Source organism: Streptomyces sp. NPDC047917 (assembly GCF_043204345.1).
Lineage (GTDB): Bacteria > Actinomycetota > Actinomycetes > Streptomycetales > Streptomycetaceae > Streptomyces > Streptomyces sanglieri.
On record NZ_JBIDCA010000012.1, the window covers coordinates 242,910 to 262,824 of the forward strand.

The 19,915-nt window shown below is 72.3% G+C and carries 15 protein-coding genes, 1 pseudogene and 1 riboswitch; of the genes and pseudogenes, 3 read left to right on the forward strand and 13 right to left on the reverse strand.

Features of this window, described 5'->3' with window-relative positions:
* Positions 1-120: 120 nt before the first annotated feature.
* The gene (locus tag ACGF8B_RS28950; protein ID WP_392744639.1) at positions 121-1,197 is read right to left on the reverse strand and encodes a DUF2330 domain-containing protein; all 1,077 of its coding nucleotides are present in this window, start codon (positions 1,195-1,197) and stop codon (positions 121-123) included.
* A 312-nt stretch (positions 1,198-1,509) separates the two neighbouring features.
* Between ACGF8B_RS28950 and ACGF8B_RS28955 the strand changes: the two genes are divergently transcribed.
* Positions 1,510-3,690 carry a bifunctional glycosyltransferase 87/phosphatase PAP2 family protein gene (locus ACGF8B_RS28955; RefSeq protein WP_392744292.1) on the forward strand — a complete coding sequence of 727 codons (2,181 nt, stop codon included), beginning with the start codon at positions 1,510-1,512 and terminating at the stop codon, positions 3,688-3,690.
* 132 nt (positions 3,691-3,822) lie between these two features.
* On the opposite strand, the gene ACGF8B_RS28960 is transcribed toward ACGF8B_RS28955, so the two are convergent.
* A complete protein-coding gene (locus ACGF8B_RS28960; protein ID WP_392744295.1) occupies positions 3,823-4,896 on the reverse strand; it encodes an AEC family transporter in 1,074 nt (357 codons plus the stop codon).
* A 171-nt stretch (positions 4,897-5,067) separates the two neighbouring features.
* A complete protein-coding gene (locus ACGF8B_RS28965) occupies positions 5,068-6,387 on the reverse strand; it encodes a cytochrome P450 (protein WP_392744298.1) in 1,320 nt (439 codons plus the stop codon).
* Between the two features lie 281 nt (positions 6,388-6,668).
* On the opposite strand from ACGF8B_RS28965, the gene ACGF8B_RS28970 reads away from it, so the two are divergent.
* On the forward strand, positions 6,669-7,838 hold the full coding sequence (locus ACGF8B_RS28970; RefSeq protein WP_392744301.1) for a steroid 3-ketoacyl-CoA thiolase: 1,170 nt from the start codon (positions 6,669-6,671) through the stop codon (positions 7,836-7,838).
* 121 nt (positions 7,839-7,959) lie between these two features.
* On the forward strand, positions 7,960-9,339 hold the full coding sequence (locus ACGF8B_RS28975; RefSeq protein ID WP_392744304.1) for an alpha/beta hydrolase: 1,380 nt from the start codon (positions 7,960-7,962) through the stop codon (positions 9,337-9,339).
* A 121-nt stretch (positions 9,340-9,460) separates the two neighbouring features.
* Here the strand turns inward: ACGF8B_RS28975 and ACGF8B_RS28980 are convergent, their stop codons facing one another.
* The 10 genes and pseudogenes from ACGF8B_RS28980 to ACGF8B_RS29025 form a co-directional block, all read right to left on the reverse strand.
* Complete coding sequence (locus ACGF8B_RS28980; RefSeq protein ID WP_392744307.1) at positions 9,461-10,162, reverse strand: hypothetical protein; 702 nt, start codon at positions 10,160-10,162, stop codon at positions 9,461-9,463.
* Between the two features lie 292 nt (positions 10,163-10,454).
* The gene (locus ACGF8B_RS28985; protein WP_392744309.1) at positions 10,455-10,895 is read right to left on the reverse strand and encodes a transglycosylase SLT domain-containing protein; all 441 of its coding nucleotides are present in this window, start codon (positions 10,893-10,895) and stop codon (positions 10,455-10,457) included.
* Between the two features lie 321 nt (positions 10,896-11,216).
* Entirely contained in the window at positions 11,217-12,080 is an 864-nt protein-coding gene (locus tag ACGF8B_RS28990) for an ECF transporter S component (RefSeq protein ID WP_392744313.1), read from the reverse strand.
* The gene (locus tag ACGF8B_RS28995) at positions 12,032-13,744 is read right to left on the reverse strand and encodes an ABC transporter ATP-binding protein (RefSeq protein ID WP_392744315.1); all 1,713 of its coding nucleotides are present in this window, start codon (positions 13,742-13,744) and stop codon (positions 12,032-12,034) included. Before ACGF8B_RS28995 ends, ACGF8B_RS28990 begins: the two co-directional genes overlap by 49 nt.
* On the reverse strand, positions 13,741-15,036 hold the full coding sequence (locus ACGF8B_RS29000) for an energy-coupling factor transporter transmembrane component T (protein WP_392744318.1): 1,296 nt from the start codon (positions 15,034-15,036) through the stop codon (positions 13,741-13,743). Before ACGF8B_RS29000 ends, ACGF8B_RS28995 begins: the two co-directional genes overlap by 4 nt.
* Positions 15,033-15,743 (reverse strand): SCO2322 family protein, encoded by a 711-nt coding sequence (locus tag ACGF8B_RS29005; protein ID WP_392744320.1) that lies wholly within the window; start codon positions 15,741-15,743, stop codon positions 15,033-15,035. Before ACGF8B_RS29005 ends, ACGF8B_RS29000 begins: the two co-directional genes overlap by 4 nt.
* Positions 15,740-17,014 (reverse strand): prenyltransferase/squalene oxidase repeat-containing protein, encoded by a 1,275-nt coding sequence (locus ACGF8B_RS29010; protein ID WP_392744322.1) that lies wholly within the window; start codon positions 17,012-17,014, stop codon positions 15,740-15,742. The genes ACGF8B_RS29005 and ACGF8B_RS29010 overlap by 4 nt, the downstream gene beginning before the upstream one ends.
* A gap of 110 nt (positions 17,015-17,124) precedes the next feature.
* Positions 17,125-17,260: riboswitch (cobalamin riboswitch) on the reverse strand.
* 150 nt (positions 17,261-17,410) lie between these two features.
* The gene (locus ACGF8B_RS29015; RefSeq protein ID WP_392744325.1) at positions 17,411-18,451 is read right to left on the reverse strand and encodes an MBL fold metallo-hydrolase; all 1,041 of its coding nucleotides are present in this window, start codon (positions 18,449-18,451) and stop codon (positions 17,411-17,413) included.
* 130 nt (positions 18,452-18,581) lie between these two features.
* Positions 18,582-19,052, reverse strand: coding sequence for an NUDIX domain-containing protein (locus tag ACGF8B_RS29020; RefSeq protein WP_392744328.1), 471 nt, complete (start codon positions 19,050-19,052; stop codon positions 18,582-18,584).
* Positions 19,053-19,056: 4 nt separating this feature from the next.
* Positions 19,057-19,770: pseudogene (locus ACGF8B_RS29025) on the reverse strand (XRE family transcriptional regulator).
* Positions 19,771-19,915: the final 145 nt, after the last annotated feature.

Here is a 19,915-nt window from a genome sequence, read left to right on the forward strand (position 1 = left end):
CCGCGGGGCTGGGGGGGGGGGGGGGTGTGGGGGGGGGGGGGGGGGGGGGGGGCGGGGGGGGGGCCCCCCCCCCCCCCCCCCGCCCCTCACCCCGTACGCAAGTGTTCGGATCCCCGGCGCTCAACCCGCCGGTACGGGAGGCGGCCCGGCACGCCGTCGCCGGGCCCGCAGCACCAGCAGCACCGCGGCGGCCGCCACCAGCACGGCCGCGAGCAGCGACAGCACCCAGACGGGGACACCGCCCACGGTCAGCAGCCGGTTCTCGTACACCTTGGTCCGGTACGGGGTGTCGGCGGCGGACACGCGCAGCTGGTGATCGCCGTCGATCCGCTCCGGGTGCGGGAAGGACTGCTCGATCGCGGTGAGGAACACCGGCTTCTCACCCGTCAGCTCCCGGAGCGCCCTCGTCTCGGCCACCACCGACCGGGGGTCGATCCGGCCCGCGTACGTCACCTCCGGCGCATCGCCGCCGATCGAGCCGCGCGGCTCCATCCGGTGCGGGGCGATGACGTACAGGCCGAGCTGCTGCGGCGTCGAGGCGAGCTTCGACAGCCGCATCGGGTAGACCAGCCGGTCGCTGGCGAAGCGCAGCCGCAGCGGGTCGAGGGTGCCGGTCAGCGGAGTGCCGCCCTCCTGCGGAGCGAGGCGGATCGCGACGTACTCCCACTTCTGGTCGACGTAGGGCTTCAGTGCGTTCGCCAGCCGGTCGGGCAGGTCGAAGCCGTTGTCCTCCAGCCACTGCTGCAGCGCCTCGGGGTCGGTCGCCGCCAGCCGCGCCACGTCGAAGGGGCCGAGCCGCTCCCGGCCGACCACCTCGACGGACGGTGCCCCGGCCGACGGAGCCGCGGCGCCGTCCCCGACATTGCCGGAGCCGGAGAACGGCCAGTCGTGGGAGCGGGGCCAGAAGTAATGCCTGGTCACATGTTCCGGTGCGGTGAGGACGGACAGTTCGGAGAAGAGGCCGGAATCACCGAGCTCCACGCTCGCACGGTGCGGCACCGGCATGATCCAGGCCGCCTCGGGGGCGTTCCCGCGCACCGTGAGACGCATGACGATCTGCTCGGTGCGGCCGTCCCAGTCCACCACCGAGGTCTCCCGGTCGACCGCGACCCGGGAGTCCTTGCTCGGGACCATCGCGCCGCAGCCGCAGGCGTACGCCGGGCTGATCAGCGACCCCACTTGCAGCGACACCAGCATCAGCAGCAGCGAAAGGGCGCGCGCCAACCACCCGCGCCCCTCGCTGCGGACGCCCCGCGCACTCTGCTTCACCCCTGTGCACCGCATGTTTCGTCCGACTCCCCCGTGAACGACAGCGTGATCGACAACACGGGTGAGGACGTACGGCCCGTGAATCCGGTTCCGGCTTCGGTTGCCGGTTGCCGGTTGCCGGTTGCCGGTTGCCGGTAACCGGGACGCAGGGGGTGAATGCCCGGATGGGCATTTTTTCCTATCAAACATGGAATGGCGGTCATGCGGCAGTGGGGTGGATTGTGTCTATCTCATTGCGTAATGGGATGGTTTCAGAAGCGTGCCCGGATCGAGGGACGGGTGCCGGAACGGCGGGAGGGTCGGCGCAGCGTGGCGAACGCGGAACAGAGTGTGCGCGGAGACGTGGCGGCGGGGGCGAGGACCGGGGCCGCCCGTGCCCTGCTCTGGCTGATCGTGGCCGCCCTGGCCGTACGGCAGATGGCGGTGCTGCGGCAGCCGTCGGGGGAACGGCTCACCGACCTGGAGACCTGGACAGGCGAGAACGGCGTCCTGCGCGTGACGGGTTCGCTGTACGGCAGTGACCGTTTCACCGGCACCCCGTTCGCCGGGCTGGTGCTGGAACCGCTGACCCGCATGGCGGAACAGGGCCTGGGCGTCGTCTGGACCTTCGGCACGCTGCTGCTCGTCGCCGCGCTGGGCATCGTCGCCGCCCGTGCGCTGCCCGGGCCTGTGTCCGGGCCTGCGTCCGGACCTGCGTCCGGATCGCTGTCCCGCCGCGCCGCGCTGCCGGCCGCGCCCGTCGCGATCAGCCTGCTGATGCTCTCGTTGCCGGTCCGCACCGCGCTGCACCTGGGGCAGACCAGCATCCTGCCGGTCCTGCTGGTGCTGCTGGGCTGTTTCGCGTTACGCGGAGAACGCGCCCCGGGCATCCTGATCGGGTTGGCGGCCGCGCTCCAGCCGACCATGCTGCTCTTCGTCGTACTGCTCCGGCTGACCGGGCGCCGGCGGGCCGCGCTGACCGGCGGCGCTGCGTTCGCCGGCTGCACGGCGTCGGCCTGGGCCGTGGTGCCCGGCGATTCATGGACGTACTGGATACACCATGTCGCGGGCACCGGGCTCGGCGGCAACGCGGGCGGGCTCGCCAACCAGTCGCTGCACGGAGCGCTGCTCCGGGCCGGGCTCGCCGGTCCGCTGGAGATCGCGCTGTTCGTGGTGCTGGCGGCCGCCGTCTGTTTCCTCGGGCTGCGCCGCGCGGCCCGGTACGCGGCCGACGGACAGCTGCTCCTCGCCGTCGCGGTGACCGGTTGTGTCGCCGTCGCCGTCTCGCCGACCGCCTGGCAGTACCAGCTGCTGTGGGTGCTGATCGCCGCGGTCGGCCGGGTCGGCAAGCGGGCCTCCGACCGGCCGGTCTGGCCCGTGGTCGTGGTCCTCGTCATCACGCTGCCGGGGACGATGCTGCTGCCGAACATGGCGGTCCTCTTCCCCGTACGGGACAACGTGCTGCTGATCGCCGCACTCGCCGCGGCCTGCGCCGTGCCGTTCCTGCCGCGCACCTCGGAGTACTGGCAGCACCCGATCCCCACGGACCACGCCGCCCCGGTTCCGGCCCGCTGGAGCCGCGTCCCGATGCTGCCCTTCCGGCGGCGGGTGCTGAGCCGGCCCAACCTGCTGCTGGAACTGCTCCTGATCAGGGTCGTGTACTCCGCGTACGCACATGTCAGGCTGGCGGCGACGGCCGGCCGCGCCACCGCCGAGCAGCACGGCCGCCAGATCCACGCCATCGAGCAGTGGCTGCACATCGACATCGAGCACTGGGCCAACCACGCGGTCGTGAACGTCGGCGGGCTGCGGGGCTTCTTCGACCACTACTACACGACGTTCCACTTCGTCGTGCCACTGACGATCCTCGGTGTGCTCTACGTGCGACGCCCCGCCGACTACCGCTGGGCCCGCAGCACCATCGGGTTCGCCACGCTGTTCGCGCTGGTCGGTTTCTGGCTCTACCCGCTGGCCCCGCCGCGCCTGATGCCGGGGCTCGGCTTCATCGACACGGTCCACGGTGTCCAGGACTTCGCGAAGCCGGACTACGGGAGCCTGACCGCGATGACCAACCAGTACGCGGCGATGCCTTCGCTGCACTTCGGCTGGTCGCTCTGGTGCGGTGTGGTCGTCGTCGTGCTGGCCCCGAAGACGTGGATGAAGGCGCTGGCGCTGCTGCACCCGCTGTTCACGGTCTCCGCGATCGTCGCCACCGCCAATCACTGGGTGCTGGACGCGGTGGGCGGGGCGGCCGTGGTCGTACTCGGCTTCGGGCTCGCATACGTGCTGGCGGGGCCGCGGGCGCTGCGGCCGGGGGCCGTACCGGCGGCGGCGAAGCCGCGGGACGACTTGGAGCGGCCGGTTCCGGTTCCTGTTCCGAGGTCGACGGGCGATGCGACGGGCGATGCGGCGGACGACGTGGTGGGCAGCAAGCAGCGCTGACCCACGGGTCCGGGAAACGGCCGGGAGGGCCGAAGGGGTGCCGGGACGAACACATCGTCCTGGCACCCCTTCGGCGTGGATCGCCGCCTGACCAGCATCCGCCCATCGGCCCGGGTCCGCCACTCGAACAGCTCAGGAGCCGGTCGCCCCCAGGGCCCAGGTGGCAACGGAGAGCGTGGCCATGGAGACCACCGTCGAGGCCACCACGGCATTGCGGGCCAGCCGCGTGTCGAGGCCGTACTGCTGGGCGTAGATGAAGGCGTTCTGAGCGGTCGGCAGCGCCGAGCAGAGCACCACGGCGAGCAGTTGGTGCTCCGGCAGGTGCAGCAGCGGGCCGCCGACGGCCAGCGCGATCAGGGGCTGGACCAGCGTCTTGAGCGCCACCGCCACGACGACCTCGGCGCGTCCCGGACGGGCCGCCTCCCGCGGGAGCTCCGGCGAATCGCCGACGGCCGGGCGGGCGTTCAGGGACAGCCCCAGCGTGATCAGCGCCGTCGGTACGGCGGCTGCGCCGAGCAGATCGCAGGAGTGGGCGAGCGCGTGCGGCAGCCGCAGTCCGAGCGCGGAGACGGTCACCCCGAGCAGCGAGGCCATGATGATGGGATTGCGGACCGGCATCGTCAGCATCCGCCGGAACACAACGGCCCTCCCGGAGCCGGGCTTTGCCCCCGTCCCGCCCCCCGTTCCTGTCCCCGTCCCCGTTCCTGCCCCTGTTCCTGCCCCTGTTCCTGCCCCTGTTCCTGTCCCCGTCCCCGTTTCCGCTCCTGTCCCCGAGTCCAGCAGTGCGAGGATCACCGGGGAGACCAGCAGGACCTGGAACAGGATGATCTGGGCGACGAACGAAGCGTCACCGAGCACCTGGACGGCCACCGGAATGCCGAGGTTGGCTGAGTTGACGTAGCCCGACGCCATGCTGCCGATCGCCCGGTGCGCCGTGCCCCGGCCGAAGAGCCGGCCGGACACCAGGAACCCGAGCCCGCAGACCAGGGCGGTGCCCGCGGCGAAGGCCACCATCGAGGAGTTGGCGAAGGTGTTCAGCCGCGCCCCGGAGACCATGGTGAACAGGGCGGCGGGCATGGCCACATGGAAGACGAACCGGCCGAGCACGGCCTCCGCCTGCGCGCCGAGCAGACCGCTGCGGCCGACCGCGTAACCGATCGCGGTGAGCATCCAGATGGGCGCGAAGGCGGAGAGCAGGGCGTGCATGCCCGCCATGATCCTCGCGCCGTTGTGCGCCTCCCGCGCGGGGGTTCGGCGGGAGGCGCGTCGCCGGCCACGGACGGAAGCGGACCACGCGCGGACAGCGGCAGGCCGACGTGCGGAGGGCAGCGGACCAACGCACAGACGGCAGCAGGCCGATGAACGGACAGAAAAAGGTCAGCTCCCGGCGGAGGTCCCGGCTCCGGAAGCCCCGGCCCCGGAGGCCCCAGGGGTCCCTGCGGCCCCGGAAGCACCCGCACTGCTGACCTGAAGCTGCTTGATCCCGTTGAGCCACGCCGAACGCAGCCGCCGCGGATCCTCGACCAGCCGCAGATCGGGCAGTACGTCCGCGATCGCGTTGAAGATCAGGTTGATCTCCATCACAGCGAGCGACTTACCGAGGCAGAAGTGCGGACCACCGCCACCGAATCCCAGGTGCGGGTTGGGATCGCGGGTGATCTCGAAGGCCTCCGGGCGGTCGAAGACCTCCGGGTCGTTATTGGCCGACGAGTAGAACAGCCCGACCCGGTCGCCCTTCTTGATCCGCTGCCCGCCCAGTTCGGTGTCCTGCGTGGCGGTCCGCTGGAAGGAGACCACCGGGGTCGCCCAGCGGACGATCTCCTCGGCGGTCGTCTCCGGGCGTTCGCGCTTGTAGAGCTCCCACTGGTCGGGGTGGCTGAGGAAGGCGTGCATGCCGTGACTGATGGCGTTGCGGGTGGTCTCGTTGCCGGCCACCGCCAGCAGGATCACGAAGAACCCGAACTCGTCGGAGGACAGGTTTCCCTCGCCCTCCGCGGCGACCAGCTGGGAGACGATGTCCTTGGCCGGGCACTCCTTGCGGGCGGCCGCCAGATTCATCGAGTACGAGACGATCTCCATCGCCGCCTCGGTGCCGACCTCCTCGGTGATCGCGTACTCGGGATCGTCGTACGCGGCCATCTTGTTGGACCAGTCGAACAGCTTGGACCGGTCCTCCTGCGGTACGCCGATGAGCTCCGCGATGGCCTGGAGCGGCAGCTCGACAGCGATGTTGGTGACGAAGTCGAACGATCCGGTCTCGTCGGCGGAGGCGAGCGCGGTCTCGACGATCGAGCGGGCGCGGCTGCGCAGCGCCTGCTCCAGGGAGCGCACCGCCCGGGGAGTGAAACCCCGCTGGACGATCTGGCGGACCCGGGTGTGCTCGGGCGGGTCCATGTTCAGCATGATCAGTTTCTGGACCTCGATCTGGTCCCGGCTGATCGACTCGTTGAAGCGGATGACCGCGGTGTTGGTGTTGGAGGAGAACAGCTCGGGGTGGGTGGAGACGTACTTGACGTCCGCATGCCGGGTGACGACCCAGTAGCCCTCGTCGTCGAAACCGGAGATGCCGGTCGGCTGGGCGCACCACCAGACCGGTGCGGTCTGCCGCATCCGAGCGAACTCCGGGTGTGGAATGCGGGCTTGGAGCAGATCGGGATCGGTGAAGTCGAACCCTTCGGGCAGATGGGGGCAGGGCATCGGCAGCTCCAGGTCGGACCGAGGGCCGCCCGGACGTTGCCTGACGACCCATCAGAAGTTGACGGAAAGGTAGTAACGAGTTCTACAACTGGCAAGAGAGGCGGTCCGTTCTGTTGCGTGAAGAGTGGGTGGGGTCGGTATGAAGCGGGCGCAAGGTGCGTGCAGCACTCTTGCGTACCGGGGGTAAGCCTCATAAGACTGCTTGCAGAACTAGAACGCGTACTAGTTCCATCCGCGGGCGCCGGGACGCCCCTGCGGATGTGCGAGGAGAGGACGAGCTCATGGCCGCGGAACCCGTCATCGTCGAAGCCGTACGCACTCCCATCGGCAAGCGCTCAGGTGCGCTCGCCAATCTGCATCCCGGCTATCTGCTGGGCGAGACCTACCGAGAACTCCTCGGCCGCACCGGCATCCACGCCGACTGCGTCGAACAGATCGTCGGCGGCACCGTCACCCACGCCGGAGAACAGTCCATGAACCCGGCCCGCAACGCCTGGCTCGCCGTGGGTCTGCCGTACGAGACCGCCGCCACCACCGTGGACTGCCAGTGCGGTTCCTCGCAGCAGGCCTCCCACATGGTGGCCAACATGGTCGCGGCCGGTGTCATCGACGTCGGCATCAGTTGCGGCGTCGAGGCCATGTCACGGGTTCCGTTGGGCAGCGGCTCCAAGCACGGCCCGGGAAAGCCCTGGCCCGACGAGTGGAACGTGGATCTGCCCAACCAGTTCGAGGCCGCCGAGCGCATCGCCCGCCGGCGCGGACTGACCCGGGAGAACGTCGACTCGTTCGGGCTGATCTCGCAGGAACGGGCCGCCGTCGCCTGGGCCGAGGAACGGTTCAAACGGGAGACGTACGCCGTCCAGGTGCCGACCACCGAGGAGGAGCAGGCGGCAGGGCAGGGCATGTGGCGCCTGGTCGACCGGGACGAAGGGCTGCGCGACACCACCATGGAGGGGCTCGGCCGGCTCAAGCCGGTCATGCCCACCGCCATCCACACCGCGGGAAACTCCTCGCAGATCTCGGACGGCGCCTGCGCGATCATGTGGGCCTCCAAGCGGATGGCTCGTGCCCTCAAGCTCAAGCCGCGTGCCCGGATCGTCGCCCAGGCCCTGGTCGGCTCCGATCCGCACTTCCACCTGGACGGACCGATCGACGCGACCCGCGCGGTACTCGGGAAGGCCGGGATGTCGCTCAAGGACATCGACATCGTCGAGATCAACGAGGCCTTCGCGTCCGTGGTGCTCAGCTGGGCCCAGGTCTTCGAGCAGGACCTGGAGAAGGTCAACGTCAACGGCGGCGCCATCGCGCTCGGCCATCCGGTGGGCGCCACCGGGGCCCGGCTCATCACCACCGCTCTGCACGAACTGGAGCGCAGGGACAAGGAGTTCGCGCTCATCACGATGTGCGCGGGCGGCGCGCTGGCGACCGGGACGATCATCCAGCGGCTCTGAACCGGGCGTCGCGCCGGGGCTCCGGAGGGCGGGCCCCCGGCCCGGGGTGTCGCCAGGTGCACCCCGGGCCGGGGGCCCACGCCGATGTCACGGTGGCGCGCCGCCGCATAGCGTCAGGGTCATGACCAACGACAACAGCCGTACGAAATACGTGACTTCGGGCAGGCGGCGGCGCAATGCCCGCCGGACGACGGCGGCCGCCGCGGCGATGGTCCTCGCCGCTCTCGGCGTCGCACCGGCCGTGGCCCAGCAGCCCACCTCCCAGTCGTCCGCCTTCCAGCAGCCCACCACCCAGCAGTCCCTCGCCCAGCAGTTCACCGCCGGGTCCGCCGCCCGGCAGCCGGTGGCACAACGGCCCGCCGACGCACCGGACCCGCGCGCCGCGCACGGCAGAGGAGCCCTGCTGAGCGTCACCCCGGTGGCCGACCTCGACCGTGCGGACGTCGCCCGGTTCCTCGCCTCCGGCGGCATGGACACCGCCACTGTCCGGCACGGACTGCGCGGCTACCGCCTCACCTACCGCACCGTCACCCCGCAGGGCGCACCCACCACCGCGACCGGCTTCCTCGCCCTGCCCAAGGGCGGCCCCCGCCGTCTCGACCTGGTCTCCGACACCCACGGCACCATGGCCCACCGTGACTACGCCCCCTCCGTCGGCGAGGACTTCGGCCGCTTCGCCCCCTACCTCCATGCCTCGGCCGGCCGCGCCGTCGCCGCGCCCGACTACCTGGGCCTCGGCAAGGGGCCCGGGCGCCACCCGTACATGGACACCAAGTCCTCCGTCACCGCCTCTCTCGACATGCTGCGGGCCGCACGCACCGCCGCTCAGCGCCTGGGGCGGCCGCTCACCGGCGATGTGTACGCCGGCGGCTTCTCCCAGGGCGGCCAGGTCGCGATGGCCCTGGGCAGAGCGCTCGACCGCGGCGCGGACCGGCACTTCAGACTCCGGGCCCTCGCCCCCGTGTCGGGCCCCTACGACATCGAACACGCCGAGACGCCCGCCCTGTTCGACGGCCGGGTCAACGACACCAGCGCCGTCTTCTACATGTCGTACTACCTCACCGCGCAGAGCAGGCTGCACCCGCTCTACAAGGACCCCTCCGAGGCGTTCCGGAAGCCGTACGCGGACATCGTCGACGGCCTCTTCGACAGCGAACACACCGAGGAGGAGATCATCCCGGCGCTGCCCGCGACGCTCAAGGAACTGCTCACCGACGACTACTACCGCCGGCTCCAGCACCCCAGCGGCGGTCTGCTGGAGGCGGCGCGCGCCCAGGACGGCAACTGCGCCTGGAAACCGGACGTTCCGGTACGGCTGTACTCCTCGTCCGGTGACACCGATGTCCCGATCGCCAACGCCCGCCACTGCGCCGCCGATCTGGCCGCCCGGGGAGTCGACGCCCCCGTCGTCGACCAGGGGCCGGTCGACCACAACACGACGTACATGAAGTCGGGGCCGGAGATCGTCCGCTGGTTCGACACGGTGGCCGCGCGACGCTGAGCGGCGTCGTGCGGTCGAGCGGCGGCCCGTGGGGGAGTGGGCTCGTGGGGCGGGACGGCGAGGGGGAACCCCGGCCGGTCGTCCGGCCGGGGCAGCGTCGCCGCAGCGGCGGGGTGCGTGCTCAGTACGGCACGTGGGTGGGGAAGGTGGCGGTGGGGCTGAACAGCGCCGCGTATCCCTCTTCGTGGTGGCGGCGGTGCCGCCCGGACCTGCCGACGTCCGCGACCGGGGTCGCGAGCGTGAGCAGCCCGTCGTTGGCGAGTTCCTGTACGCGCATCAGCAGTGCCCGTACGTCCAGGCCGAGTTCGGCGGCCACCGTCTGCAGATCGAGGCCGGATTCCCAGCTCCACAGCAGTACGGAGTCCATGCTCGGCGACCAGACGACGGTGTTGTCCACCTCGGCCGGCGGGGACGGTGACGGGATATAGGCCAGGACACCGGTGGTCGCCGGTGCCGGTGCCGACACAGGGGGCTTGGCCGGAGCCGGGGGCGCGGTCACGGCCGGCGCCTGCGCCGGGACGGGCTTCGGCGCGTCCGGCGGCGGCGCGGGAGTCTCGTCGGCCGGCCGTGCCCGGGGGCGCTCCGGCGTGGCGGCGGGCGACTTCGCCGAATCGCCCTTCGGCGGGGTCCGGCTGAGGAGTTCTTCGGCGAGGGACCGGGCGTCACTGCGGCCGACGGTGCGTCGAGCTAATCGCACCTCGCGTTCGTTGAGGCCCATCAAATCCGCGATCGAGCCGTCGTCGCCGACCGTGACGGCGAAAGCGGCCAGCGTTCGGCTCCGCTCCGCCTGTGTCTCGTCCAGCAGCGCCTGTGCCCGGCGCATGCGTTCGTCGCTGGCGCAGAAAGCTTCCGCCAGAACGGTGTTCCGCTCCCAGAATTCTCTTGGTTCCACGGAAGGGACAACGCGCAGGTGGCCGCTGGGAAAGGACGGACGAGCCAAATGCGCCTAAATGGACTAACGAGGCAACGAACCGGTCAAGTCGCATCACATGCTCGTTCACACGGGGAGGTGACAAGGGCCGGGCACGGCGAAGGCCCCGACCGGTGGTCGGGGCCTTCGCGCGGTCCTGCCTACGAGCGCTCGGCGCGGTGCCGGTGGCCTGCTTGTGGCCGGCTCAGTACCAGTGGTTGGCCTGCCAGAACGACCAGGCGCCGCACGGGCTGCCGTAGCGGGAGTTCATGTAGTCCATGCCCCACTTGATCTGGGTGGAGGGGTTCGTCTTCCAGTCGGCGCCCGCGGAGGCCATCTTCGAGGCGGGCAGGGCCTGCACGAGACCGTACGCGCCGGAGGAGGCGTTGGTGGCGGTGTGGTTCCAGCCGCTCTCGTGCTGGACGATGTTGCTGAAGCACTGGAACTGCGCGGCGTCGCCGATCATCGCCTTCGCCGTGGCCTGCGCGCTCCCCGCGACGGACGTCGGCGCGGCGGCCGGTGCGGCCATGGCCGGGGTGACGCCGAGGCCCAGGCCGGTGGCGCCGAGGAGCACGGCGGCGCCGGCGACGACGGACCTGCGGCGGGCGGTGCGGGGCTTGGCGAGGATGTTACGGGCGAACGACACAGAGAGTCCTGACGTCGGGTACGGGGGAGTCGCCTGCCGGTCCGGATGGTGCGTCGTGCGGGTGGACCGGGCTTCGTCGACCGCGGTCCGGTTCGCGGACCCGGCGGTGCTCGGCGACTCATCCAGTGTTAGCGGCGGCGTTCAACCATCGCAACGACCCCCGGTACGAGCCCGTCTCGTACCGGGACCCCCGAAGACCCGCACAGCCCCGGGCCCGCCCCACCGCGTCGTCGCAGCTCGGCGGCACCGCTCAGCGGGCCGTACGCCCCGGAGCGCGGCTACTACCCCGCGTCGTGGAGGACCAAGGTCCTGTGGGAGCCCTCACTCGTGAGGAGCGTCGAATGTGACCCGGGCCTCGAAGGCGGCGCGGCGGGTGGCCCGGCGCAGCGCCTTCAGCAGCGCCGGACCGACGGCCAGGGTCAGCACCGCGGTGAGCACCGCCCGGCCTAGGTCCCAGCCGAGCGAGGTGGCCAGACAGTAGGCGAGGAAGCGGACCAGGTTGTCCGTCAGCGGATCGCCCGCGTGGAAGGAGACCCCCGAGCCGGCCGGGGGCACGATCGTCCACCCGTACAGGTTCATCACCGTGCCGTACGCGAACGACGCCACGAACCCGTAGCCCGCGAGCATCAGCGACTCGGCCCGCCCGCGCAGCCGGCCGGGGCCCGGCAGCAGTCCCGCGCCCATCGCGAACCAGCCCATCGACAGCATCTGGAACGGCATCCACGGCCCGACCCCGCCGGTGAGCAGCGCGGACGCGAACATCGTCACCGCGCCCAGCACGAAGCCGAAACCCGGCCCGAGCACCCGGCCGCTCAGCACCATAAGGAAGAACATCGGCTCCAGCCCCGCCGTGCCCGCCCCCAGCGGACGCAGCGCGGCACCGACCGCGGCCAGCACCCCCAGCATGGCGACCGCCTTCGCGTCGAGGCCGTCGTCCGCGATCGTCGCCACGACCACCCCGACCAGCAGCGGCAGCAGCGCGGCGAACAGCCACGGCGCGTCCTGGGAGTGCGCGAGGCCGGAGCCGGGACCGGCCAGCAGCGGCCAGCCGAAGGCGGCCACCCCGATCAGGCTGATGAGGACGAGCGCGGCGATCGCCCGCGGCCCGAGCCGTACCGCCCGCACCCGGCCCCCGCTCACGACGGGTCTCCCAGCGCGGCGCGCACCTGTGCCACGGTCAGCCATTTCTGCGGGGCGAGGATCTTCGAGGTCTGCGGGGCGAACGCCGGGGACGAGACCACCACCTGCCGGGTCTCGCCGTCCGCGACGACCTCCCCGTCGGCGAGGATCACCACCCGGTGTGCCAGCTCCGCCGCGAGTTCCACATCGTGCGTGGCCAGGACGATCGCGTGCCCCCGGGCCGCGAGGCCGCCGAGCACCGTGACCAGCCGGGCCTTCGCCGCGTAGTCCAGGCCACGGGTCGGCTCGTCCAGGAGCAGCAGCGGGGGCCGCGCGGTGAGCACGACGGCCAGGGCGAGGGCGAGGCGCTGGCCCTCGGAGAGATCGCGGGGGTGGGTGTCGTCCGGCACACCGGGCAGCAGCTCGGAGACCAGGGCCCGGCAGCTGCCCGGGGCGGCGCCCGCGTCGCCGTCCGCCGCGGCGCACTCGGCGGCGACGCTGTCCGCGTACAGCAGATCGCGCGGTTCCTGCGGTACGAGCCCGACCCGGCGCACCATCTCGCGCGGCTGGGTGCGGTGCGGGGTCCGGCCGCCGACGAGGACGGTGCCGGAGGTGGGCTCGACCATGCCGACGAGCGTGGCCAGCAGGGTGGACTTGCCCGCGCCGTTGCGGCCCATCAGGGCGACGGTCTCGCCCGGGGCGACGGCCAGCGTCACCCGGCGCAGCGCCTCGACGCGCCCGCGCCGTACGCCGAGCCGCTCGACCCGGGCCGTGGCATCGGCGGCCGGTTCGGGCACGGCGGCGCTCCGCCCGCCGCGGCCCAGCAGCCGGTCCAGGACGCCGCGCCGCACGGGGGAGGGGGCGACGGGCGGGAGCGGGGGAGCGGCCTGCGGTCCTGGGGCGGGCGGCCGCACGGACGCGAGCCGTTCGCGCAGGCCCGCCGCCCGGCGCCGGGCATCGCGGACCGAGAGCGGCAGCGGTTCCCACCCCGCCAGCCGGCCCAGCGCGACGACCGGCGGGCGGACCGGGGAGACGGCCATGATGTCCGCGGGCGCGCCGATGACCGGGGCGGCTCCCGGCGACGGCAGCAGGACGACCCGGTCCGCGTACTGGACCACCCGCTCCAGTCGGTGCTCCGCCATCAGGACCGTCGTACCCAGGTCGTGCACCAGCCGTTGCAGCACGGCCAGGACATCCTCGGCCGCCGCCGGGTCCAGCGCGGACGTCGGCTCGTCGAGGACCAGGACCTTCGGGTGCGGGGTGAGGACGGAGCCGATCGCGACCCGCTGCTGCTGGCCGCCGGAGAGCGTGGCGATCGGCCGGTCGCGCAGCTCGGCCAGCCCCAGCAGGTCCAGCGTCTCCTCCACCCGCCGCCGCATCACGTCGGGGGCCAGGCCCAGCGACTCCATGCCGTAGGCCAGCTCGTCCTCGACCGTGTCGGTGACGAAGTGGGAGAGCGGGTCCTGCCCCACCGTGCCGACCAGATCGGCGAGTTCGCGCGGCTTGTGGGTACGGGTGTCGCGGCCGTCGACCGTGACCCGGCCGCTCAGCGTGCCGCCGGTGAAATGCGGCACCAGACCGGAAACGGCCCCCAGCAGTGTCGACTTGCCGACCCCGGACGGGCCGACGAGCAGCACCAACTCGCCCTCGGGGACGGTCAGATCGACCCCCGACAGGGTGGGGCGCTCGGTCCCCTCGTAACGCACCGAGACCTGCTCGAACCGGATCACTGGATCTCCTTGGAATTCGGCGCACCGGCCGGTGAGGTACCCGTCGGCGCAGTACGCACCGGCGCGGTACCCGTCGGCGCGGCGCCCACCGGCGTACCCACGGGCGCAGCACCCGCCGATGCAGCACCCGCCGATGCAGCACCCGCCGGTGCCGCCGCCGACGTACCCACCGGCGGCACCGGCGCCACCACCGCGGGCAACAGCCCGATCAGCACCGCCGCAGCCGGCCACAGCGGAAGCACCGGCGCGGTCAGCGGAACGACCCCCGGGTGCAGCGCCTCCCCGTAGGCACCGCCCGCCCAGATCATCGCCACCGCCACCACCACGCCCGAACCCGCCACCAGCCAGGCCCGCACACCCCACCGGTCGGGCCGGTAGCGGGTACGGACCGAGCGGGCCCCGCCGAGCCGCAGCCCGGCCAGCGCGGCGACGAGCCCGGCGATCAGCAGCGGCACCCCGTACACCGCGCCCTGCGCGGCCAGCAGCCCGTACGTACCGGCGCACACCCCGAGCAGTCCGCCGAGCGTGAGGACGTTCGTGGTGCGGCGGACCGCGGGCGGGACCTGGGCGCTGCGCCCGTAGCCGCGCGCGTCCATCGACGCGGCCACCGCGATCGAACGCTCCAACGCGCCTTCCAGGACCGGCAGTCCGATCTGGAGGACCGCCTTGATGCCACCGGTCGGACGGCCCCGCAGCCGCCGTGCGGTGCGCAGCCGCACCACATCGGCGACCATGTTCGGCGCGAACGTCATCGCGACGACGACCGCGACGCCCGCCTCGTACAGCGCACCGGGCAGCGACTTCAGCAGCCGGGCCGGGTTGGCGAGCGAGTTCGCCGCACCGATACAGATCAGCAGGGCGGCCAGCTTCGCCCCGTCGTACAGCGCGAAGACCAACTGCTCGGTGGTGACCCGGCCACCGAGCCTGACCCCCTGCGCCCAGTCGGGCAGCGGCACCTCGGGGAGCGTGAACACCGTGTGCGTACCGGGGATCGGGGAACCCAGGAACACGGAGAAGACCAGCCGCACGGCGACGACGAACAACCCGATCCGGATGAACGCCCCGTACGAACGGGCCCACGGCGCGTCCGTACGGCGCGCGGCCACGACGTATCCGGCCACCCCCACCAGCAGCCCGAGCAGCAGCGGATTGGTGGTCCGGGACGCGGCGGTTGCCAGGCCGAGCGCCCACAGCCACCAGGCCCCGGCGGGCACGGCGTTGCTGCGGGTCGCCTCGGGAGCGCGCAGCGGACGACGCCGTGCCGGGGCGGCGGAGCGGGTCCGGGCGGTCATCCGCGGCGGCGGCGGGCCTGCACGACCGCGGCGATGCCGAGGAGGAGCACGGCGCCCACCCCGACGAGCACCCCGGCGGACGGGCCGCCGCCGGAACCGCCCGAGGTGCTGGCGGCCGCGGATCCGGCCGGTGACGCGGGGACGGACGCGGACGGGCCGGGCGTGCCGTTGCCGCCATCGCCGCCGCCGTTCCCGTCGTCGGAGACCTGTTCGCCGCAGCCCGAGCCCGGGTAGCCGGAGATGGCGCAGAGCATCGCGTCACTGTTGTAGCGCAGCGGCTTCGCCACCGAGGCGAGCGCCTCCGCGGCGCTGGCGTCCGGTGCGACCCGCGCGCACGCGGTGCGCGGCGCGGGCGGTGTCTCACCCGCCGGGGCGTCCGCCGCCGTGCCCGGGTCGATGACGAGCGCGATCCGCTTGGTGCCGTCCTCGGCCGGGGTGTCCGCGCAGATCTTCGTGAACTCGGCTGCGCGGCGCGGCTTCGCCGAGTCCTGGGAGTCCTCGCTGACCGAGAACCGGAAGCCCTGCACCGCCCCGTCGTCCGGCCGGACGAGCGACGGGCCCTGGGTGGCGTACGTCCAGCCGGAGCCGGAGCCCTCCCAGAACGACCAGTACCGGTACCCGGCCGCCTGGGCCGGCCCCGCGCCGAGCACGGCCAGGACGGCACCCAGGACCACCAGCAGCGCGGTGGTCCGCCCCGCGCGCCTCACGGCTGCCTGTTCTTCCGGCGACCGCTGGTCAGGAAGAACGCGATGGCCGCGAGGACGAGGGCGATGCCGATGTACCACCACACGCCCCCGATCACGTCGTCGCCGCTGTGGACCTGGTCCTTCTCCGTGGCCTCGTACCCGGTGTCGGCGGACGGGTCGGGCGTCACGACGGAGGCGGGCTCGGGGCCGGCCGCGTTGAGCCGGGCGACCAGGTCGACGCCGCCGAAGTCCCGGGCGTCGTCGCCGGTCGCGTGGGCGGCCAGGATCAGCTGGGCGTAGGCGGCGGGGCCGTTCTGGCCGGCCCAGTCCGCGGAGTTCTTCTTCAGCCAGTCGACGGCTCCGGCCGCCTTGTCCTGGTGGCCGGCCGCGGAGAGCGCGACGACCGCGTCGGCGGTGTTGCCGAAGTCGGGCTGCGGGGTGGTGTCGGTGGCACCGGGCATCGGCGCCAGGTTCAGGTGGCCGCTGCCGGCGAGGGCGCCGGTGAGGTAGTGGGCGCCGTTCTGGGCGGCCTGCTCGGGCGTGAGCGCGGAACCGGACCGGCAGGTGGGCGCCTTGCCCGCGGCGTTGTTCCCGACCGCCAGGGCCTTGCCCATCGTGCCGAGCACGGCGGCCGCGGTGGCGTCCGCGTTCGCGGCGAGCCCGCCCTTCTTGTCGGGCTGGTAGGCGAACGCGCCGCCGTCCTTGCCGCCGCACGGGACGGCGAGGGCGAGCAGCGGATCGTAGGGGGTCTTGCCACCGGGGGTCGTGATGTCCGCGAGCCGCTGCCCCTGACGGGCCAGGGCGCCGATCACCAGAGAGGTGGAGTTGGCGTCACTGGGCGCGCCCGCGGTGTAGCCCCAGCCGCCGTCCTCGTTCTGTACGGACTTCAGCCAGCGCACCGAGTTGTTCACGGTCTCGCGGTGCCCGCCGACCTCCACCAGCGCCTGGGCGGCGGCCGCGGTGGCATTGGTGTCCCGCACCGTCCTGGCGTCGCACGGCTTGGTGGTATCGGGCCGGTACGCGGCGTAGGAGCCGTCGGCGCACTGCTGGCCGATCAGCCAGTCCACCGACTTCGCGGCCGGGGTGACCCCTTCGAGCCGCTGCGCGAGGAAGGCCAGCGACTGCCGCCACACCCCGTCGTAGGTGGGGTCCTTCGTGCCGTACAGCCCGGACGGCAGCGCGACGGACGGCGAGGGCGAGGGGGACGGCGCTGCCACCGCGGCCGGCGCAGCGGCCGCGCAGAGCACGGCGGCGGTGGCGGCGAGCGTTGCTGCGCTGCGACGTACGGTCATGGCGGGCGGGGGCCTCTCCTGCGGGGTGAACCGGGCACAGGCACGCTCAGGCACCAGGCTCCGACCCCGTGTACCTCGACGGTGCCGACCACCGGGGGATCCGGTGGTCCGAGCCGGTCACGACCGCGGACAGGGCATTCCGACTCACCGCCTGCGAAGACGGTTCACGGCTGCGTGGTCAGTGCCGGATTCGCACCGGCTTCCCCCTGAACGGGCATGATGACGACCCGCACACTCTACCGGGCGGCACCGACCGGACTCCGGGCCGGGAGGAGCGCCCCGTACGTGTCACTGCTCACGTACGCGCCTCTGTTCCCCTGCGCGCCACCGCCCACGTAAGCGAGACCACACCCCCCACTCGCCCCCCCACTCACACCACGCACACCGCTCCACCGCTCACACCGCGATGTATGTCACCGGCTCGCTTCCCGGCACCGCCTCCGCGCGCCCGAGCTTCACCAGCCGCCGCAGATGCGCCTCCGCCTCCGAGACGGCGATGTTCCGGGAGCCGTGCGGGATCTGCTCCCACGGCCGGTTCCACTCCATCCGCTCGGCCAGCTCCCACGGTGTCAGCGGCTCCGCCAGCAGCCCGAGCAGCCCGGTCAGCCGCTCCTCGTGATGCCCGAGCAGCTCCCGCACGCGCCCCGCCGCATCGGTGAAGGCGTACTGATGCGCGGGCAGCACCTCGGCGGCCCCGAGCCTGCCGATCCGCTCCAGCGAGTCGAGGTAGTCACCGAGGGGGTCGGTGGCCGTGGCGTCGTCCGGGTCCTCGTACAGCCCGATGTGCGGACTGATCCCCGGCAGCAGATGGTCCCCCGAGAAGAGCCGTCCCCGCCCCGGCAGATTGCCCGGGTGCTTCTCCTCCAGGTGCAGGCACACATGTCCGGGCGTGTGCCCCGGTGTCCAGATCGCCCGCAGTTTGCGCCCCGCCAGGTCGAGCAGCTCACCGGGCACGATCTCCCGGTCCGGAAGCGCGGCCCGCAGCCCCGGCAGCGTCCGCATCCTGCCCCCGCCGGCCGCGGCGACCCGCAACGGCGCGAGGTGCTCCTCGGGCGCCCCGACCGCGGTGAGCTTGGCCGCGAGATACGTCAGCCACCTGCCGGGTTCGGACTCCCGGGTGCGGCGCACGATCGCGGTGTCCGCCGCGTGCATGGCGATCCAGGCCCCGGAGGCCTCGCGCACCTGCCCGGAGAGCCCGTGGTGGTCGGGGTGGTGGTGGGTGATGACCACACCGTGGATGTCGGCCATCTCCGTACCGACGGCGGCGAGTCCGGCGTTGAGCGTGTCCCAGGCCTCGGGATCGTCCCACCCGGTGTCGATCAGCACCGGACCCCGATCGGTGTCCAGGACGTGTACGAGGGTGTGGCCGAGCGGATTGTCCGGGATGGGCACCTTGATGCTGTGCACGCCCCCGCCGTGGTCGGTCACCTGCGTCATGAGGTCCCCATCTCTCTGGACGGCGTACGGCTTCGCGGCTCCGGTGCGACGCCCCCACTGTAACGAGAACTTGTTCCAGTAGTAGCCCCGGTCGACCATCTCGTTCTGGCGTACCTGCCCAGCCGGACGATCACCCCAGGTGCGGCGTCGCCCGGTTCGCCCGGAAGTGGTCGATCCTCAGCCGCTGGGTGTGGTGCATGGGCAGCGCGTCCAGTTCGTCCGGGGCGACGAATCGGAGGTCCGTCGACTCGTCGGAGATGCCCAGTTCGCCGCCGACGACGCGGGCCGTGAACACCACGGCGAACTGGCGGCGAACCTCCCCGTCGCTGTAGGCGATGACATGCTTCGGGTCCGTGTATGTGCCGACGAGCCCGGTGATCTCGACATCGAGCCCGGTCTCCTCCCTGACCTCCCGGACGGCGGCGCCGGGCAGTGAGTCGGTCAGGTCCATTCCTCCGCCCGGCAGGGCCCAGAGGCCGTTGTCCCGCCGTCGCTGCATCAGGATCCGTCCCGCTTCGTCCGTCACCACGGCGGAGGCGGCCACGACCAGACTGTTGGGCTTCGGAGCGTTCGGGTCGTCGTAGAACTCGGTCCGTGCCATGGGTTCACCTTTCCGCGGGTGTGGCGGTCTCCCACGTGGCGCTGAAGCTGTCCGCGTACACGTCGAAACATGCCACCTCCGCGATTGCGCCGCAGGTGCCACACGGGCGCCCGGTGGGCGTTGACGCCCCAGGCGTGTGTGTTGACCAGCATCTGGTCGTCGGTCCGATACAGGCTGTTGTAGAGCGTCGTCCCGTGCGTTCGCAGTTCGATGCCGGGCGTGTTGAGCAGCTGCCGGTAGTGCATGAGCGCCAGTCGGCAGCGGGACTCGATGCCGTGGCCGAACTTCTCCTCGTTTCCGCGCTGTTGGGCATTGGCGCTGTCCGCGTCACCGATGGCGATGCGGACGGCGCAGCCTTCGGCCGCGCGCTTGCGCAGCAGGTCATTGAGTCCGGGATACGCCTCGTGGAGGAACACGGCCGCGTAGACCAGCACGCCGATGTGCCGACGTGCCGAGGCGAAGAGGTCCACGAACATGGAAACGGGAAGGTCTGCCCGTTGTTCGTAGAGTGCCAGGAGCTCGGAACTCACGCCACGTGCGGCACGTGCCTGGCGGAGTGCCGGCCACAACGCGTGCACGTCTTCCTTCAAGTCTCGGCGGCCTTCAGCGCTGTTGCCCGCCGGGGGACGCGCCCGAGGTTGACCCGTCTCTCGACGCTCTTGGGATCGACACCCGTCGCTTCGGCCAGGCCTGCGCGAGTCCACCCTCCGGCTGCCATGGCGGCTCGCAGGCGCTCGTTGGTCTGAGTCGGCCCAGCACCGACCGTTCGTCGAACATTCCCCGTGGTCCGGCACCGACCCGGCGCCGGAGCCCGGGTGCGATGTGTGCGGCGCCCTGGCCGGGGAACGGCGTCGGGCGCGGTC

Bases quoted from the DNA above. Each gene is read 5' to 3' on its own strand.
- ACGF8B_RS29000 (WP_392744318.1), bottom strand. From the start codon at position 15,036: ATGACCGCCCGGACCCGCTCCGCCGCCCCGGCACGGCGTCGTCCGCTG.
- ACGF8B_RS29020 (WP_392744328.1), bottom strand. From the start codon at position 19,052: ATGGCACGGACCGAGTTCTACGACGACCCGAACGCTCCGAAGCCCAAC.
- ACGF8B_RS28980 (WP_392744307.1), bottom strand. From the start codon at position 10,162: ATGCGCCGGGCACAGGCGCTGCTGGACGAGACACAGGCGGAGCGGAGC.
- ACGF8B_RS28990 (WP_392744313.1), bottom strand. From the start codon at position 12,080: ATGGCTGACCGTGGCACAGGTGCGCGCCGCGCTGGGAGACCCGTCGTG.
- ACGF8B_RS28975 (WP_392744304.1), top strand. From the start codon at position 7,960: ATGACCAACGACAACAGCCGTACGAAATACGTGACTTCGGGCAGGCGG.
- ACGF8B_RS28970 (WP_392744301.1), top strand. From the start codon at position 6,669: ATGGCCGCGGAACCCGTCATCGTCGAAGCCGTACGCACTCCCATCGGC.
- ACGF8B_RS28955 (WP_392744292.1), top strand. From the start codon at position 1,510: ATGGGATGGTTTCAGAAGCGTGCCCGGATCGAGGGACGGGTGCCGGAA.
- ACGF8B_RS28950 (WP_392744639.1), bottom strand. From the start codon at position 1,197: ATGCTGGTGTCGCTGCAAGTGGGGTCGCTGATCAGCCCGGCGTACGCC.
- ACGF8B_RS28965 (WP_392744298.1), bottom strand. From the start codon at position 6,387: ATGCCCTGCCCCCATCTGCCCGAAGGGTTCGACTTCACCGATCCCGAT.
- ACGF8B_RS28960 (WP_392744295.1), bottom strand. From the start codon at position 4,896: ATGCACGCCCTGCTCTCCGCCTTCGCGCCCATCTGGATGCTCACCGCG.
- ACGF8B_RS29015 (WP_392744325.1), bottom strand. From the start codon at position 18,451: ATGACGCAGGTGACCGACCACGGCGGGGGCGTGCACAGCATCAAGGTG.
- ACGF8B_RS29010 (WP_392744322.1), bottom strand. From the start codon at position 17,014: ATGACCGTACGTCGCAGCGCAGCAACGCTCGCCGCCACCGCCGCCGTG.